Here is a 14,957-nt window from a genome sequence, read left to right on the forward strand (position 1 = left end):
GCTCCACGCCGGAACGGCCCCCAGAACGACCCCGATCAGCTGTAGACGCCGAACTCGTGCAGTGAGTAGCCCCAGCCCGTGCCGCGGGCGGTGAGCTGGAGCCGTACGTGGCGGGCCGTTTCGGTCAGGGTGATGGTGTCGATGTCACCGTTGCCGGTGGTCGTGGTGTGGACCGTGCGCCAGTCGTTGCCGGTGTCGGAGACCTGGACCTCGTAGGACTTGGCGTAGGCCGGGTCCCACACCAGTTGCAGGGTGCGGACGGGCACCCGTGCGCCGAGGTCGACCGCTATCCACTGGGGGTCGCTCCAGTCGCTGGCCCAGCGGGTGTCGGTCCTGCCGTCCGTGGCGCGCTCCGGCGGGCAGGGGCAGTCGCCGTACGAGGCCTGGGAGCTGGAGGCCGTGGTGGCCTTGCCCAGGGCGACATTGGTGCCGGTCACCGGCGGGGCGACGACCTTGACCGACTTCGTTTCGATGCCGGCGTTGCCCTTTCCGTCCTCGGACTGGATGTAGACCTTCCACACGCCGAGCTTCTCGGGAGCGGTGACCGCGAACGTGCCGTTGCCCGTGGACCTGAACCGCGCCGGGACGAGCCGCTTGTCGCCGTTGGCGTAGTTGCCGCTGAGGAAGATCTTGTTGGTGAGCTGGTCTCCCTCGGGGTCGCGGATGTCCGCGCGGACGGTGAACTCCTTGCCCGCCGGGGCGGACCCGGCCGGCGTCACCGTCATGTCGGTGATGACCGGCGGCAGGTTGTCACCGGCGTTGGAGCCCGTGTACGCCTTCTTCACCGCGTAGTACGACAGCCGCTTGAGGCCGTCGGGGATCAGGTTGAACCACACCCCGCCGAAGTCGTGCTCCAGGCCGTAGTGGAAGAGGGTCGCGCCCAGGGCCACGCCCCGGTGGCCGGTGATGCAGTCCCAGGACTTGGTGTAGCCGTCGCGCTTCCGCACGTCGGTCGGCTCGTCGGGAACGCCGTTGGCGTCGTCGGGCACCTCCCACTCACCCGCGGGGCCGCTCTCGGTGATGATGTAGGGCTTGGTGTAACCGCCCTCCTCCCAGTCCTGCTGGACCCCGCACGTGTCGCCGTAGGCGTTCATCGAGTACAGGTCGAGGTCGGGTGCGTTGCGCTTGTAATACGGCCAGGCGCCGGTCCACGCGTCGGTGGAGGTCACCGGGTGGTCGTCGTCGATGGAGTGGATCTTCTTGGCCGCGTCGTTGACGAACGTCGTGTAGGCGTTGCGCTGGGCTTCCAGCTCCGTGCCGCTGTAGCAGTTCTGGAGGCCGAGGACGGACTCGTTGCCGACGTTCCACATGAGGGTCGCGGGGTGGTTCTTGTAGGTCTCGACCCACTTGGCGATCTCGGTGAGCATGGTCGACTTGTACGCGGTGTCGGTGACGTAGTCGGCGCAACCGCCGCTGCCGGGGCCGCCGCCGGGCTGGAGCCAGAAGCCGTTCATGACCCGCAGGCCGTTCGCGGCGGCCGCGTCGAGGAGCGGCTTGGTGCCGGCGTCCGTGCCCCACGTGCGGAGGGTGTTGACGCCCATCGACTTCAGGTCGGGCATGTACTTCGGAGCGTCCGCCATGGACGGGCCCCAGGTGAGGCCCTTGACGGTGTAGGGCTGTCCGCCGACGGTGAGCTGCCACGCGCCCTGGCCGCCGGTGACCTTGACGGCCCCGCCGGGCGGGGGGTCGGTGGTGCCCTGGGAGCCGTAGACCTGGAACTCCCAGAGGGAGTAGCCGTATCCCCCGGGGCGCGCGGTGCCGAGCATCCGGACGTAGCGGCCTGAGCCGGTGAGCGCGAGGTCGTCGGTGCCGCCGTCGCCGTCGGTGACCCTTTTCAGGGTGGTCCAGTCGGTGCCGTTGTCGCTGGCCTGGATCTCGTAGGCCTTGCCGTAGGCGCCCTCCCAGGTCAGTACGGCCCGGCTCAGGTCGGACCTCCTGCCGAGGTCGATCTGGATCCACTGGGGGTCGGTCCACTGGCTGGACCAGCGGGTGCCGGTGAGGTCGCCGTCGACGGCCTGTGCGGCGGAGAGTCCGGCGCCCTCGTTCGAGGAGGCGGTGGCGGTCTTGCCCTGGGAGATCAGGGGATCGGCGGCGCGCGCCTCGGTCGGCGCGGCGATGAGCGTGAGGGAGGAGGCGAACAGCGCGCCGAGGGTCAGGGGGAGAGCGGGTCTGCGCAGGGACAGCATGGCGGCTCCTGAGGAGGATGGGGGGTACACGGACGGCCGCTCTCGGGGAGGACGGCGGCCGTCCGTGGGAGTGGGGTCGGCGGGTGAGCCCTCGCCGCGGGGCCCCCGGGCCGACGGTCAGGATCGGCCCGGGGGTCGTCCACCGCGGGTGTTTCGCCGCGGGGGACGGATCAGGGGAAGGAGACCAGGGTGGACGGCACGGTCGTGGTGCCGGCCGGGACCGTGGAGGCTCCGGTGTTGTTGATGACGTGGTTGTAGTGGCCCATTCCGCCGAGCGACACCACCAGCAGGCTGTGGAACCTCACGCCCGGCTTCACCGGTGCCTTGAAGCCGTGGTCCTGGCGGATGGTCGCATCGACGTTGTAGTTGCAGTAGCTGCCCATCCCCCAGCCCTCGTGCACGTCGACCGAGTCGTCGACCCGGTAGGCGGCGTAGCCCTTCGTGTCGCCGTTCTGGATGGCGGCCTGATTGGGCGCGTCGTACGCCTTCTCGTTCTGGTAGAAGATCGTCCGGCCGCGCTCGCCGTACCACTCGACGTCGTACTTGTTGAAGTGTTCGACGAACAGGCCGGTGGCGAGCACGTCGTCGCCGTACACCCGGACCCCGTAGTCGGCGCGGTTGGTCTCCCAGCCGACGCCCTCGCCGTGGTCGGCGCGCCACACCCAGGTGTGGTCGATGATCACGTCGTCGCTGTGGACGGCGATGGAGGTGGTGGCCTTGCCGGCGCCCGCGCCGCCGATGCGGACGTAGACGTCCTGGACGGTGGTGGGGTTGGCGGCGTGGTCCGCGGAGGAGTTCTGCGGGCCGACCTCCAGCAGGGTCGGGGTGTTGACCGTGCCGGCGTCGATCAGGAAGCCGGCGAGCTTCACGCCGTCGACGTCGGCGACCTTCATCGCGGTCACCCCGTTGTCCGGGATGATCGTCGCGAGGCCGAGACCGAGGACGACCGTGTCCGCGCGGTCGACGTTGATGGTCTGGTCGACGTGGTAGATGCCGGGGGTGAAGAGGAGGTTGAGGCCCTGGGACAGCGCCTGGTTGATGGTGGCCGCGGTCGCGCCCTCCTTGACCACGTAGAACTTGTCCAGGCCGATCGAAGTGCCCTGCGGGGTGCCGTTCCAGGAGACGCCGCGGGCGTTGGTGCGCTTCTCGGGAACGAAGACCTTGTACGTGCTGCCGTCCAGGTACAGGAACGGCTTCTCACGGGAGATCGGAGTGGTTGCCAGCGTGGTGTAGCGGGGCTCGGGGAACGAGTTGGCGGGTGCGCCCTCGACGCCCGAGAACGTCTGGTTCCAGACGGAGTTGGACCAGCCGCCGATCGAGCTGTCGCGGATGTACCACTGCTGTTGGGAATAGTTGCCGACCTGGCCGTCGACCTTGGAGTCGGCGATGTAGCCGCCGCTGGCCCAGCCGTAGCCGTTCGGGGCCAGGTTGAGCCCGCCCTTGACGTGCATGCGGCGGAAGGAGGCGGCCTGCGAGACGGCCCAGCGGTTGGTGCCGCTGACCGGGTTCACCGCCAGGTTCTCGGCCGAGCGCCAGAAGTTCTGCGTCGCGTTGCCGTTGAACCAGCCCGCGTCGACGGTCACGTCTCCGTTGATGGTGGTGTCGTCGGGCTTGAGGCCGAGGCCGGAGATCGAGGTGTAGAAACCGATCTCGGCGTTCAGGTTGTTGTAGGTGCCGGGCTTGAAGAGGAACTGGTGCCTGCCGTTGCCGAAGTGCGCCGCCTCCTGCTCGTCGAAGACCTGGTCCAGTTTGGCCTGGATGTTGGGCGTGGAGGGGTCGAACACGTGCACGTTCGGGCCGAGGTCGCCGCCGCCGGGCAGCTGCGGGCCGCCGGTGCCGCCGGACTCGCCGTAGACCTTGAACTCCCAGAGGGAGAAGCCGTATCCGGTGCCGCGCGCGGTGCCGTACACCCGGACGTAGCGGGCTTCGCCGCTGATGTTCACGGTGTCCGTGCCACCGTCGCCGTCAGCGGTCTGGTAGGCGGTCGACCAGTCGGAGCCGTTGGCCGACAGCTCGACGCGGTAGCCCTTGCCGTAGGCCGTCTCCCAGTCCAGGACGACCTGGCTCAGCTTCGTGGTCGCGCCGAGGTCGACGCGTATCCACTGCGGATCGGAGGCGGCGCTGGACCAACGGGTGGTGGCGTTCCCGTCGACGGCCGCGGTGGCCGGGGTGCCGTAGTTCTCCTCACTGGAGGCGGTGACCGGCTTGCCCTGGGACAGCAGGACGGGTGCGGCCTCCGCCCTCGCGGCGGGGACGAAGGCGAGAAGAGTGGCGGCCAGGACCGTGACCATCGCCGCGACGAGGCCGCGGGTGACCGGTCTGGGGGTACGACGGCGGCCGGGGCCGTAGGGCACCGGGGCCGCTGGGGATATGCCAACTGCGGGCATGCGGGGGCTCCTAGAGATCGAACGGTTCCGAGAGAGCGCTCTCCCGGAACCTTGCCCGTCGCGTCAATCGCGGTCAAGAATCCTGACATGACTTTCCTTTTGACTTGTATTAAGTCATCGTCTCCACAGAAGCCCTGACGTCCGGTCAGGCCGCGCACCAAGGAGGCGACCGGTCGCCCGTGGGGTCGGAACGAGTGAGAGGCGGCTGCCGGAACCGGCCAGCAGTACGTCGTTGGGACCGCCGGCCCGCCGCAGGGCGCAGTTGGGGATGCACAAGGGCTGGAGCTTGATCCGCCAGGCCGTGCCAGCGAACCGTTCTGCGGTCGCCGTCGTACGGCGGGCGTACACGCGGTGGTCGGCGGCCAGGTGCTCCGCGATCCGGGGCCACGTCACGCTGGAGCCCGCCCGGCCGAGCAGGAGGACGACGGACGGGGGCGGCGGTTCCTCGCCCCGCACCCGGCACGCCGGCCGGGCCCCGCCCGCACCCACCAGGTGACAGGCGAGCGGGGTCGTGCCGTGCGGCGAGAGGATCGGCATGCTCGCCATCCGAACAGGAGGCCGCGAGCGGGCGCGCCGGACTACGCCGCGGGCTGATCCACCGTGAACCCCGCGTACCTCTTGCCAGCACCCCCGACCGGCTGAATTACTGCTCCCAGGAAGATCGACCGAATGATCGGTCGCCCCCTCGCGGCCCGTTTGTCACGTGCTGGCCGCCCGTTTCGGAGGGAAGGGCCCTGATGACGGCCATGCTGGACGCGGCGGAACGGCTCGGCCGTGGCGAACTGGAGGCCCTGCAACTGGAGCGGCTCCGGTCCACCCTGCGCCACGCGTACGACAACGTCCCCTTCTACCGGAACGCCTTCGACAGCGCGGGGCTTCGGCCCGACGACTGCCGGGCGCTCGCCGATCTGGCCCGGTTCCCGTTCACCGTGAAGGCGGATCTGCGGGACAACTATCCGTTCGGGATGTTCGCGGTGCCGGAGCACGAGGTGCGCAGGATCCACGCCTCCAGCGGCACGACCGGACGTCCCACGGTCGTCGGTTACACCGAACGGGACCTGGACACCTGGGCGGACGTCGTGGCCCGTTCCATCCGGGCGGCGGGCGGGCGCCCCGGCCACAAGGTTCATGTGGCGTACGGATACGGGCTGTTCACCGGCGGACTAGGGGCGCACTACGGGGCGGAGCGGCTCGGCTGCACGGTGATCCCGGCGTCCGGGGGCATGACCGCGCGCCAGGTCCGGTTGATCCAGGACTTCCGGCCCGAGATCATCATGATCACGCCGTCGTACATGCTGACGCTGCTGGACGAGTTCGAGCGGCAGGGCGTCGATCCGCGTTCGACGTCCCTGCGGGTCGGGATCTTCGGCGCGGAGCCATGGACCGAGGGGATGCGCCGGGAGATCGAGGATCGGTTCGCCATCGACGCGGTCGACATATACGGGCTCTCCGAGGTGATGGGCCCGGGGGTCGCGCAGGAGTGCGTGGAGACGAAGGACGGACTGCACATCTGGGAGGACCACTTCTATCCGGAGGTCGTGGACCCGTTCACCGGTGAGCTGTTGCCGGACGGAGAGGAGGGTGAGTTGGTCTTCACCTCGCTGACCAAGGAGGCGATGCCGGTGATCCGCTATCGCACGCGGGATCTGACGCGACTGCTGCCGGGGACGGCGCGGACGTTCCGCCGGATGGAGAAGGTCACCGGACGCAGCGACGACATGGTGATCCTGCGCGGGGTGAACCTCTTCCCCACCCAGATCGAGGAGATCGTGCTGCGTACGCCGGCCGTCGCCCCGCACTTCCAGCTGCGGCTGACCAGGCACGGGCGGCTGGACGCGCTGACGGTCCTCGCGGAGGCGCGGGCGGGCGCGACGGCCGACGAACGGGAGAAGGCGGCGCGGGCCATCGCGGCGTCGGTGAAGGACGGCCTCGGGGTGTCGGTGAGCGTGGAGATCGTGGATCCGGAGTCGCTGGAACGCTCGGTGGGCAAGATCCGGCGGATCGTGGATCTGCGGGAGTCCGGCACGGGCTGAGACAGCGCCGGTGGCCGGCGTGTTCACACCACCGCAACACCCGTTCCCACCTTGCGGAAAGCTGCCGGGATGTCTCGACAGGGAGGGCCGGGCGCTGCCGGTCTTCCGCTGCGCGTCTCGCCGACCGGCCCCGGGTCACCGCCCTCTGCCCCGCCGTCGTCCTCTCCGCCGACCTCACGGGTGTGTCCCGCAAGCGGAGGCGAAGGCCCCGACCGGGCCGCCGGTGCGACGGCGGCCTGCGCTCCCGGCAAGCTCGCCGCCCAGGTGCCCGGCAGGCTGACCGTGGGCACCGACAAGCCCGCGTACGGCCCCTGACTCAGGAAGCGGCCGGTCTCAGCACGGCCGGTCTCAGGACGGCCGGTCTCAGGACGGCCGGTCTGAGCCCAGTTCGTCCCGCAGTTGCCTCTTGAGGATCTTTCCGCTGGCGTTGCGCGGGAGCGACTCCACGAACACGACACGCTTGGGCGCCTTGAAGGCGGTGAGCCTCTCGCGGGCGTGGGCGATGAGTTCACTCTCGCCCGCCTCGCCGCGCAGAACGACGACGGCGGTGACGGCCTCGATCCAGCGGTCGTCGGGGAGGCCGACGACGGCGGTCTCGGCGACGGCGGGGTGGGTGTAGAGGGCGTCCTCGACCTGGCGGGAGGCGACCAGGACGCCGCCGGAGTTGATGACGTCCTTGACCCGGTCGACGACGGTGAGAAAGCCCTCGGCGTCGCGGACGGCGAGGTCGCCGGAGTGGAACCAGCCGTCGCGGAAGGCGTCCGCCGTCTCCTCGGGCTTGTTCCAGTAGCCGGAGCACAGTTGGGGCGAGCGGTAGACGACCTCGCCGACGGTGCCGTCGGGGACGTCCTCGCCCTTCTCGTCGACGACCCGGGCCTCCACGAAGAGGACCGGCCGGCCGCAGGACTCCATCCGGCCCTCGTGCTCATCGGGGCCCAGCACGGTGGCCAGGGGGCCGATCTCGCTCTGGCCGAAGCAGTTGAAGAAGGCCAGGTGCGGGAGGCGTTCGCGCAGTCGCTCAAGGACGGGCACGGGCATGATCGAGGCACCGTAGAACGCCTTGCGCAGACCGGCGAGGTCGCGGGCGGCGAACTCCGGGTGGTTGGCGAGGCCGATCCAGACCGTGGGCGGGGCGAACAGGCTGTCGGCCTCCCCCGCTTCCACGAGGTCGAAGATCGTGGCGGCGTGAGGCGCGTCCAGGATGGTGTTCTCCGCGCCGACCGCCAGATAGGGCAGCAGGAACACGTGCATCTGGGCCGAGTGGTAGAGCGGCAGGGAGTGGACGGGCCGGTCGGTGGCGTCGAGGCCGAGCGCGGTGATCGCGCTGACGTATTCGTGGACCAGGGCCCCGTGCGTCATCATCGCGCCCTTGGGCAGGGCGGTGGTCCCGGAGGTGTACAGCAGTTGCACCAGGTCGTCGGAGGCGGGCGGGCGCTGCGGGGTGAAGACCCGTTCCGTCTCCAGTGCGTCGAGCAGCGAGCCGGGAGCGTCGCGCAGCGCGCGCACCGGGAGTCCGGCGGGGAGCCGCACGGCGAGGTCCGGGTCGGTCAGGACGAGGGAGGAGCCTGACTGGTCGAGGAGGTAGGTCAGGTCGTCGCCGGTGAGGTTCTGGTTGACCGGTACATGTACGAGACCGGCCCGTGCGCAGGCGAGGAAGCCGATCAGATAGGCGTCGGAGTTGTGCGCGTAGGCGGCCACCCGGTCGCCGGGGTCGAGAGCGTGCTCCTCGGTGAGGACGGCGGCGGCCGTGGAGACGGCGGCCTCCAGGGAACGGTAGGTCCAGGCCCGGCCTGCGTACCGCACGGCGGTCCGGTCGGGGGTGCGCCGGGCGCTGCGGGTGAGGACGCCGTCGACTGTGCTGCTGCGTACACCTGTCATGGCGTGATCCTGTGCGTCCCGGCCCCCGGGGGTCAAGAGGCGGGATACCGACCAGACGGTTGACAGCTTCCGGGGCTCCCTGGCCGGGTGACGCTTGGCCGACCGGGCGTTCCGGACCGGCCGGACCCGTGTGGGCGCGTCTTCGGATCACCGGTCACGAATGCACGAGCTATGAGCTTGCTTCAAGCCCACCAGGCTCCGCAGATGACTGCTGACAACAGCAGCGGATGAGTCAAGGCCAAACGGTGAGGGCGGCGGCGGTTGGGATGAGAGCGCACGTGAGGGAGAGGAGCCAGTAGCGGGGTGCGGTGAGTTGGGTTCGGCGGGCGAGGGGCCGGTTGGCGATCCACCAGAGGACGGCGCTCGCAGCGATCATGGGGCCGAAGAAGAGAAGTGCCGCCTTCGGACTGTCGTCATGCTCGTTGTTCGGGACTCTTGTCGTCAGCCCCATGTCGGCGAGCGGCCAGTTCGATAGCAGAAACCAGAGCATCAACATGGGCACAAGGGCTGGAATGCCCAGTAGTAGATTGATTCCGAGTGGTGTGTACCAACGTCTGGTCATGGTCCCCCTCGATCCTGGACCGCGACGACATCGCGGCCCCCTCATCACCCATAAAGCACACTCGCGCTTCCACTGCGCACCTGCACCGCCGCCCGAATCCCAGCGGCACCCCTCCCACCCAACCACAGGCGATGACCGCGCTCACCGACGACAACTGTCAACTCTCAGCGACAGATGTGCGACGAGGTTCGGTGTCGGCCTTGTGGTGGGCGGCGCGGCTGTGTGCCTCGCCGGTGGCGAGGACTCTGCCCACGTCGTGGCGGGTGGCGGGGTGGATCAAGCGTCAGGACGAATCCATGGCAGTTCAAGGTAACGATCGGGCAGGGTGAACGGATGCGCGGGACGCTCCAGGGCGCCCGGGCCGCCCTTCTCGGCGTCACGCCGCTGCCCGCACACATGGAGGATGGTCCCGAGTCGCGGCCCGGGAACGGCGACTGCTGCTCCGTGCGGCGGCGGGCCGCGTCCGGCGCCTGGACATTCTCGCCTCGGAGCGGGGTACGCGGATGACATACCGCTCCAAGGAGGAATCATGGCCGGACTGATCGCCCGTCTCACGCAGTTCACCCGCAGCCCTCAAGGGCGGCGGACCATCGCCTCGGCCCGTCGTGCCGCGGCCGACCCGCGCAAGCGCGCCCAGGCTCGCAGCCTGTTCGGTCGGCTGCGCGGACGCCGGTGACATCGGCACTTCGGCGAATGACCGGAGGGGCACGCGCACGCCGCTCGCACCAGTCCCCGGCCCACCCGTGACCGCCCCCGCAGTTCATCGTTGCCCACACGTACTGGCGGCCGGAGCCGCGGAGGCCGACGAACGTGGACAGGACAGCGAAGCTATGAGTGTGGACAGGACAGCCTGCCCCGGACAACCGTTCGTGCCGCCCGGCGCGGGAGTACTCGCACCCTCCCGCGCCCTGCGGTTCTGGCTGGACCCGGCCAACCTCGCGGCCCGCCTCGAGCAGGCGGGCCCGGTCGTCCCCACCAGGACAGGCCCGGCGATCGCCTTCCAGGTCAACGACCCGGCACTGCTGCGTAAGGTCGGCAGTGATGAGGACACCTTCCGGTTCTGGGGCCCGGACCCGAGCCTGCGCGACTTCACCGAGAACGGGGTGGTCGGCCTTGAGGGGGCCGCCCACCGGGAGCGGCGCGCCGTGATGAGGCCCGCGTTCGCCGCGTCCCGGCTCACCGCTCTCGGGCCCAACGCCCAGGCCCGTACCCGGCGGCTTCTCGCCGACCTGCCCGCGGACCGACCGCTCGACATGCGGGTCGAGATGAGCCGGCTCGCCTGCGGCCTCCTCGTCAACTGTGTCCTCGACAGCGAGATCGCTCCCGACACCCTGTCCAAGATCGCAGCCGCCCGCTCCACTCTGTCCAGCGGCATGTTCTGGCGCTACGCCCTCGCGCCCTGGCCCTGGGTGCCCGTGCCCCGGCGCCGCGCCTGCCGCCGCGCGCTCGCCGATCTGGACGAGGCCGTCCGCCAGGTGAGGGCCCGCCACCGGCCCGACCCCGACGGGCAGGACCTGGTGTCCTTGCTGGAAGCTGCCGCTCCCGGCAACCCCCACGTGGTGCAGCGCGACGTTCGCGCCCTGTTGATCGCCGGCATGGAGACCAGCGCCTCCACCCTCGCCTGGGCCTGCTACGAGCTGGGCCGCTACCCGCACTACCAGCAGGCACTCGTGGACGAAGCCGACGCCGCGCCCGATCCGAGCCGCCTCCAAGCACACCAGCTCCCGCTCGCGACCGCCTTCCTTCGCGAGGTCACCCGCCTCCACGGCATCCCGTTCCTGGTCCGCCGCACCCGCCACCAGACCTGCCAGGGCGGTGTACGGATCCCGGCCGGAGCCGTGGTCACCCTGCCCCTGGGAGCCCTGCGCCGCGACAGGAACCGCTACCGCGACCCGGACGTGTTCGACCCGCAGCGCTGGCTCCCCCACGCCGATCCGCCACCGGCCCCCGCCGCGCTGCTCGCCTACGGCCTGGGTCCCCGGTACTGCCCCGGCGCGGCCGCGGCCGATGCCATGCTGCCCGTCGCCCTGGCGACCCTGGCCGGCTCGCGCACGCTGCGCCCGGCGCGGCCTGGCCGAAAGATCGGCGTGAGCCTGGAACTCACGCCGACGCCCAAGGGTCTGACCATGTACCTGACCAATCGCCGCTGAATGGACCGCGCGAGCGTGTGCCCTTCTCCGCCAGGGCGGGGACAGCGGTTCACGTGTGCCCGCGATGGACGTGCCGCCGTCGGACGAGGGAGATCCGATCACACCTCCGGCGGATCTTCGAAGTCGGACTTCCGATGGGTCTTGAACCGCTCCGTCTGCCGTTCAGGTGACTCACGCATGTCTTCCTCGGAGACCCTCTGCCGGGTCCCGCCGCCCCACTGGACGAGGTAGGTTCCCTTCCCACCCGGGACGTTGGCGATGCGAGAGATGAACAGGCAGTCACCCGCGAACTCTCCGAACTCAGGCCCCAGCACTTCGCCTTCCCTTGGGTCTCGTCCGGCCGCGAGCCGTTCGCCGTCCTCGTCATAGATGACGCGCTCTTCCTCGGAGGCCGCCGTCCGTACGCAGGTCCCCGGTGACGACCCGGGGACCGTGTACCGGGCCTCCTGAAGTCCTACTTGGTACGCCGTGAAGGGGCTTCGGTCCAGCCAGGGCTGCCACACCGCCATTCCGATGCCGACCGCGACGGTGGCCGCGCCAGCCATTATCGCGGTCCTGTGCGCAGCCAGTCGCCCCTGTGGCTCCTTGTCGAGCGAGATCCGGTTCTCTTCCATACCGCCCCCCTGATCACCTTTCTGGTGATCTTGCCAGAGGATCGGAACCCGGGAGGCACGGGTTGGAGTCCGCGGGCTCGATCTCGACCCCGCGTCGGCGAGGAACGGGCACGGCGTGCGGCGGGGGAACGCCCGCCACGGCGTCCCACGGACTCGCCACCGTCACCGTGGTCGGCAGCGGGAAGGGCAACGCGCTGAGAGCTGCACCTTCTGCGAGGACCTGCGCGACTTCATGGGGGCCACCCGCGCCCGTGACGACATCCGTGCTGTCGCCCTCACCGGAAAGGGAGAGACCCTCTCCGCCGGCATGGACCTGCCCTCCCGGAACCCCGCTGCCGCTAGAGCGGGCGCCCGAAGCCCTGCCAGTACGGTTCGCGCAGCCGCCGTTTGTAGAGCTTGCCGTTGGGGTCGCGGGGCATGGCGGCGATGAAGTCGAGGCTCCGGGGCCGTTTGTACCCGGCCAGCCGCTCCTCGCAGTGGGCGAGGAGCGCGGCGGCGAGCGCGTCCGACGGCTCGTGGCCCTCGGCCGGTTCGACGACGGCCTTGACCTCCTCGCCCCGGTCGGCGTGGGGGATGCCGAAGGCGGCGGCGTCCGCGACGGCGGGGTGGGTGAGCAGGGCCGACTCGATCTCGGCGGGGTAGATGTTGACCCCACCGGCGATGATCATGTCGATCTTGCGGTCGCGGAGGAAGAGGTAGCCGTCCGCGTCGAGCACGCCGAGGTCGCCGACGGTGAAGAAGTCGCCGATACGGTTCGTGCGGGTCTTCGTCTCGTCCTTGTGGTAGCTGAAGCCGCCGGTGCTCATCTTCATGTAGACCGTGCCCAGTTCCCCCGCCGGGAGCCGGTTGCCGTCGTCGTCGAAGACGGCCAGTTCGCTGATCGGCCAGGCCTTGCCGACGGTGCCCGGCTTCTTCAGCCAGTCCTCGGCGGTGGCGAACGCTCCCCCGCCCTCGCTGGCCGCGTAGTACTCCTCGACGCAGCTCCCCCACCAGTCGATCATGGCGCGTTTGACGTGGTCGGGGCAGGGCGCCGCCCCGTGGATGGCGTGCCGCATGGAGGAGACGTCGTAGCGGGCCCTCACCTCGTCGGGCAGCGCGAGCAGCCGGTGGAACTGGGTGGGAACCATGTGGGTGTGCGTGCAGCGGTGGGCGTCGACGAGGCGCAGCATCTCCTCGGGCGACCAGCCGTCCATCAGGACCAGCGGGTGGCCGATGTGGAGTGCCGCGCTCGCGAACTGGAGCACGGCGGTGTGGTAGAGCGGTGAGCAGACCAGGTGGACGTTGTCGTCGAACGGGCGGATGCCGAAGATGCCGAGGAACCCGCCGAGATAGGTCTCCTCAGGGTGTCTGCCGGGCAGGGGGCGTCTGATGCCGCGCGGGCGGCCGGTGGTGCCCGAGGTGTAGTTCATGACCCAGCCGAGGGTGCGGTCCGCGGGCGGGGTGGCGGGGTGGCCTTCGAGGAGTTCGGCGTAGGGGCGACAGCCGGGGACCGTTCCGACGCCGTAGCGGTGGGTCTCGGGCAGTTCCGCCTCGTCGGCGGCGGCCGTCGCGGAGGCCGCGAAGCGTTCGTGGGCGATCAGGACCCGGGCCCCCGAGTCGGCGACGATCCAGGCGATCTCGGGGCCGACGAGGTGGTGGTTGACCGGGACGAGGTAGAGGCCGGCCTGCGAGGCGGCGAGGTGGGCGGTGAGGAGTTCGACGCCGTTGGGCAGCACGACGGCGAACGCGTCGCCCTCGCGCAGTCCGGCCGCGCGCAGGCCGTGGACCATGCGGTTGACGTCGGCGTGCAGGCGGCCCGCGCTCCACTCCTGGCCGTCCGGGGCGATCAGGACGGTGCGGTCGGGGTCGGCGGCGGCCTGGGCCCAGAAGCCGTTGGGCGGCTGGTTCACGTGGCGCTCCTTCCGGCGATGCGGTTCATGCGGGTGACGGCCCGTTCGAAGCCCCGGGTCAGGTCGTCGACGACGGCCTGAACACTGCGTTCGCTGTTCATCCGGCCGACGATCTGCCCGACAGGCGTGCCGAGCAGCTCGCCGACCTCGTACTTCTGGATACGGGAGACGGCCTCGGCTACCAGCAGCCCCTGGAGCGGCATGGGCAGGGTGCCGGGTCCTGCCGCGTCGTCCCAGGCGTCGGTCCACGCGGTACGGAGCTGGCGTGCGGGTTTCCCCGTGAGGGCGCGGGAGCGCACGGTGTCGCCGGAGCCCGCGGCCAGGAGTTTCGCGGTGAGGGCCGGGGAGTTCAGGTCGGCCTCCTCGGTGGTGAGCCAGAGGGAGCCGAGCCAGACGCCCTGCGCGCCGAGGGCGATCCCGGCGGCGGCCTGTTCACCGCTGCCGATGCCTCCGGCGGCGAGCACGGGCAGCGGGGCGACGGCCTCGACGACTTCGGGGACCAGCACCATGGAGCCGATCTCGCCGGTGTGGCCGCCCGCCTCGTACCCCTGGGCGACGACGACGTCGATGCCCGCCTCCGCGTGCCGCCGGGCGTGCCGGGCGCTGCCGGCCAGGGCGGCGACGAGGGCCCCGTGGCCGTGGGCCCGTTCGACGACGTCGGCGGGCGGGGAGCCGAGGGCGTTGGCGAGGAGTTTGATCGGGTAGTCGAAGGCCACGTCGAGCTGGTTCCGGGCGACCTCCTCCATCCAGCCGGTGATGCGCCAGCCGGACGTCTCCCCCTCGGCCAGTTCGGGCACGTCGTGGCGGGCGAGGAGTTCGGTGACGAATCCGCGGTGCTCGGTCGGGATCATCGCCTCGACGTCCGCCTCGGTGACGCCCTCGACCTTCTTGGCCGGCATGACGACGTCGAGGCCGTAGGGCTTGCCGTCGGCGAGGGCGTGCAGGCGGTCCAGGTCGCGCGCGAGGTCATCGGGGGCGGTGTAGCGCACCGCTCCGAGCACACCGAAGCCGCCGGCTCTGGTGATGGCCGCGGCGACCTCGGGGAACGGCGTGAAGCCGAAGATGGCGTGCTGGATTCCCAGTTGGCGGCTCAGTTCCGTCTCCATGGGCGGCAGGATGCCGCAGCGGGGCGGCCGAGGGAAGGCCTTTTCTGATGCAGCGTCAGATTCTTTGCGGGCCCGGACACCCCCGGGGGCGCGGGGGTGACAGTAATCTCTGCGGCGGCAGGAACTTTCACCGATCGGCGAGATTTCGGAAG

The 14,957-nt window shown here is 70.4% G+C and carries 10 protein-coding genes; 3 read left to right on the top strand and 7 right to left on the bottom strand.

What is annotated here, in order from left to right; all coding sequences use genetic code 11:
• Positions 1 to 35: 35 nt before the first annotated feature.
• The 3 genes from ACH4RG_RS25765 to ACH4RG_RS25775 all read right to left on the bottom strand — a co-directional run bounded on the left by ACH4RG_RS25765 (position 36) and on the right by ACH4RG_RS25775 (position 5,110).
• Positions 36 to 2,186, bottom strand: coding sequence for a discoidin domain-containing protein (locus ACH4RG_RS25765; protein WP_398540320.1), 2,151 nt, complete (start codon positions 2,184 to 2,186; stop codon positions 36 to 38).
• Between the two features lie 170 nt (positions 2,187 to 2,356).
• Positions 2,357 to 4,573, bottom strand: coding sequence for a discoidin domain-containing protein (locus ACH4RG_RS25770; RefSeq protein WP_398540321.1), 2,217 nt, complete (start codon positions 4,571 to 4,573; stop codon positions 2,357 to 2,359).
• A gap of 114 nt (positions 4,574 to 4,687) precedes the next feature.
• Positions 4,688 to 5,110, bottom strand: coding sequence for an alpha/beta fold hydrolase (locus ACH4RG_RS25775; protein WP_397929060.1), 423 nt, complete (start codon positions 5,108 to 5,110; stop codon positions 4,688 to 4,690).
• 200 nt (positions 5,111 to 5,310) lie between these two features.
• On the opposite strand from ACH4RG_RS25775, the gene paaK reads away from it, so the two are divergent.
• Positions 5,311 to 6,606 carry a phenylacetate--CoA ligase PaaK gene (gene paaK / locus ACH4RG_RS25780; RefSeq protein WP_397925571.1) on the top strand — a complete coding sequence of 432 codons (1,296 nt, stop codon included), beginning with the start codon at positions 5,311 to 5,313 and terminating at the stop codon, positions 6,604 to 6,606.
• Between the two features lie 363 nt (positions 6,607 to 6,969).
• On the opposite strand, the gene ACH4RG_RS25785 is transcribed toward paaK, so the two are convergent.
• Positions 6,970 to 8,484: an acyl-CoA synthetase gene (locus ACH4RG_RS25785; protein WP_398540322.1), complete on the bottom strand. Its 1,515-nt coding sequence runs from the start codon at positions 8,482 to 8,484 to the stop codon at positions 6,970 to 6,972.
• A gap of 1,091 nt (positions 8,485 to 9,575) precedes the next feature.
• Between ACH4RG_RS25785 and ACH4RG_RS25790 the strand changes: the two genes are divergently transcribed.
• Positions 9,576 to 9,722, top strand: a complete 147-nt coding sequence (locus ACH4RG_RS25790) for a hypothetical protein (RefSeq protein WP_397929054.1) — start codon at positions 9,576 to 9,578, stop codon at positions 9,720 to 9,722.
• Between the two features lie 154 nt (positions 9,723 to 9,876).
• Complete coding sequence (locus tag ACH4RG_RS25795; RefSeq protein ID WP_398163040.1) at positions 9,877 to 11,196, top strand: cytochrome P450; 1,320 nt, start codon at positions 9,877 to 9,879, stop codon at positions 11,194 to 11,196.
• A gap of 98 nt (positions 11,197 to 11,294) precedes the next feature.
• Here ACH4RG_RS25795 and ACH4RG_RS25800 read toward each other — a convergent pair whose 3' ends face one another.
• From ACH4RG_RS25800 to ACH4RG_RS25810, 3 genes are all read right to left on the bottom strand, one after another.
• Positions 11,295 to 11,810 carry a hypothetical protein gene (locus tag ACH4RG_RS25800; RefSeq protein ID WP_398163039.1) on the bottom strand — a complete coding sequence of 172 codons (516 nt, stop codon included), beginning with the start codon at positions 11,808 to 11,810 and terminating at the stop codon, positions 11,295 to 11,297.
• A 338-nt stretch (positions 11,811 to 12,148) separates the two neighbouring features.
• Positions 12,149 to 13,699: an acyl-CoA synthetase gene (locus ACH4RG_RS25805; RefSeq protein WP_397925559.1), complete on the bottom strand. Its 1,551-nt coding sequence runs from the start codon at positions 13,697 to 13,699 to the stop codon at positions 12,149 to 12,151.
• Positions 13,696 to 14,805, bottom strand: a complete 1,110-nt coding sequence (locus ACH4RG_RS25810; RefSeq protein WP_398163038.1) for an NAD(P)H-dependent flavin oxidoreductase — start codon at positions 14,803 to 14,805, stop codon at positions 13,696 to 13,698. Before ACH4RG_RS25810 ends, ACH4RG_RS25805 begins: the two co-directional genes overlap by 4 nt.
• Between the last annotated feature and the right edge of the window lie 152 nt (positions 14,806 to 14,957).

It is taken from the genome of Streptomyces sp. NPDC021019 (assembly GCF_044333295.1).
Taxonomy (GTDB): domain Bacteria; phylum Actinomycetota; class Actinomycetes; order Streptomycetales; family Streptomycetaceae; genus Streptomyces.

Coding starts and splice junctions, on each gene's coding strand:
- ACH4RG_RS25810 (WP_398163038.1), bottom strand. CDS start 14,805: ATGGAGACGGAACTGAGCCGCCAACTGGGAATCCAGCACGCCATCTTC.
- ACH4RG_RS25800 (WP_398163039.1), bottom strand. CDS start 11,810: ATGGAAGAGAACCGGATCTCGCTCGACAAGGAGCCACAGGGGCGACTG.
- ACH4RG_RS25790 (WP_397929054.1), top strand. CDS start 9,576: ATGGCCGGACTGATCGCCCGTCTCACGCAGTTCACCCGCAGCCCTCAA.
- ACH4RG_RS25775 (WP_397929060.1), bottom strand. CDS start 5,110: ATGCCGATCCTCTCGCCGCACGGCACGACCCCGCTCGCCTGTCACCTG.
- paaK (WP_397925571.1), top strand. CDS start 5,311: ATGACGGCCATGCTGGACGCGGCGGAACGGCTCGGCCGTGGCGAACTG.
- ACH4RG_RS25785 (WP_398540322.1), bottom strand. CDS start 8,484: ATGACAGGTGTACGCAGCAGCACAGTCGACGGCGTCCTCACCCGCAGC.
- ACH4RG_RS25765 (WP_398540320.1), bottom strand. CDS start 2,186: ATGCTGTCCCTGCGCAGACCCGCTCTCCCCCTGACCCTCGGCGCGCTG.
- ACH4RG_RS25770 (WP_398540321.1), bottom strand. CDS start 4,573: ATGCCCGCAGTTGGCATATCCCCAGCGGCCCCGGTGCCCTACGGCCCC.
- ACH4RG_RS25795 (WP_398163040.1), top strand. CDS start 9,877: ATGAGTGTGGACAGGACAGCCTGCCCCGGACAACCGTTCGTGCCGCCC.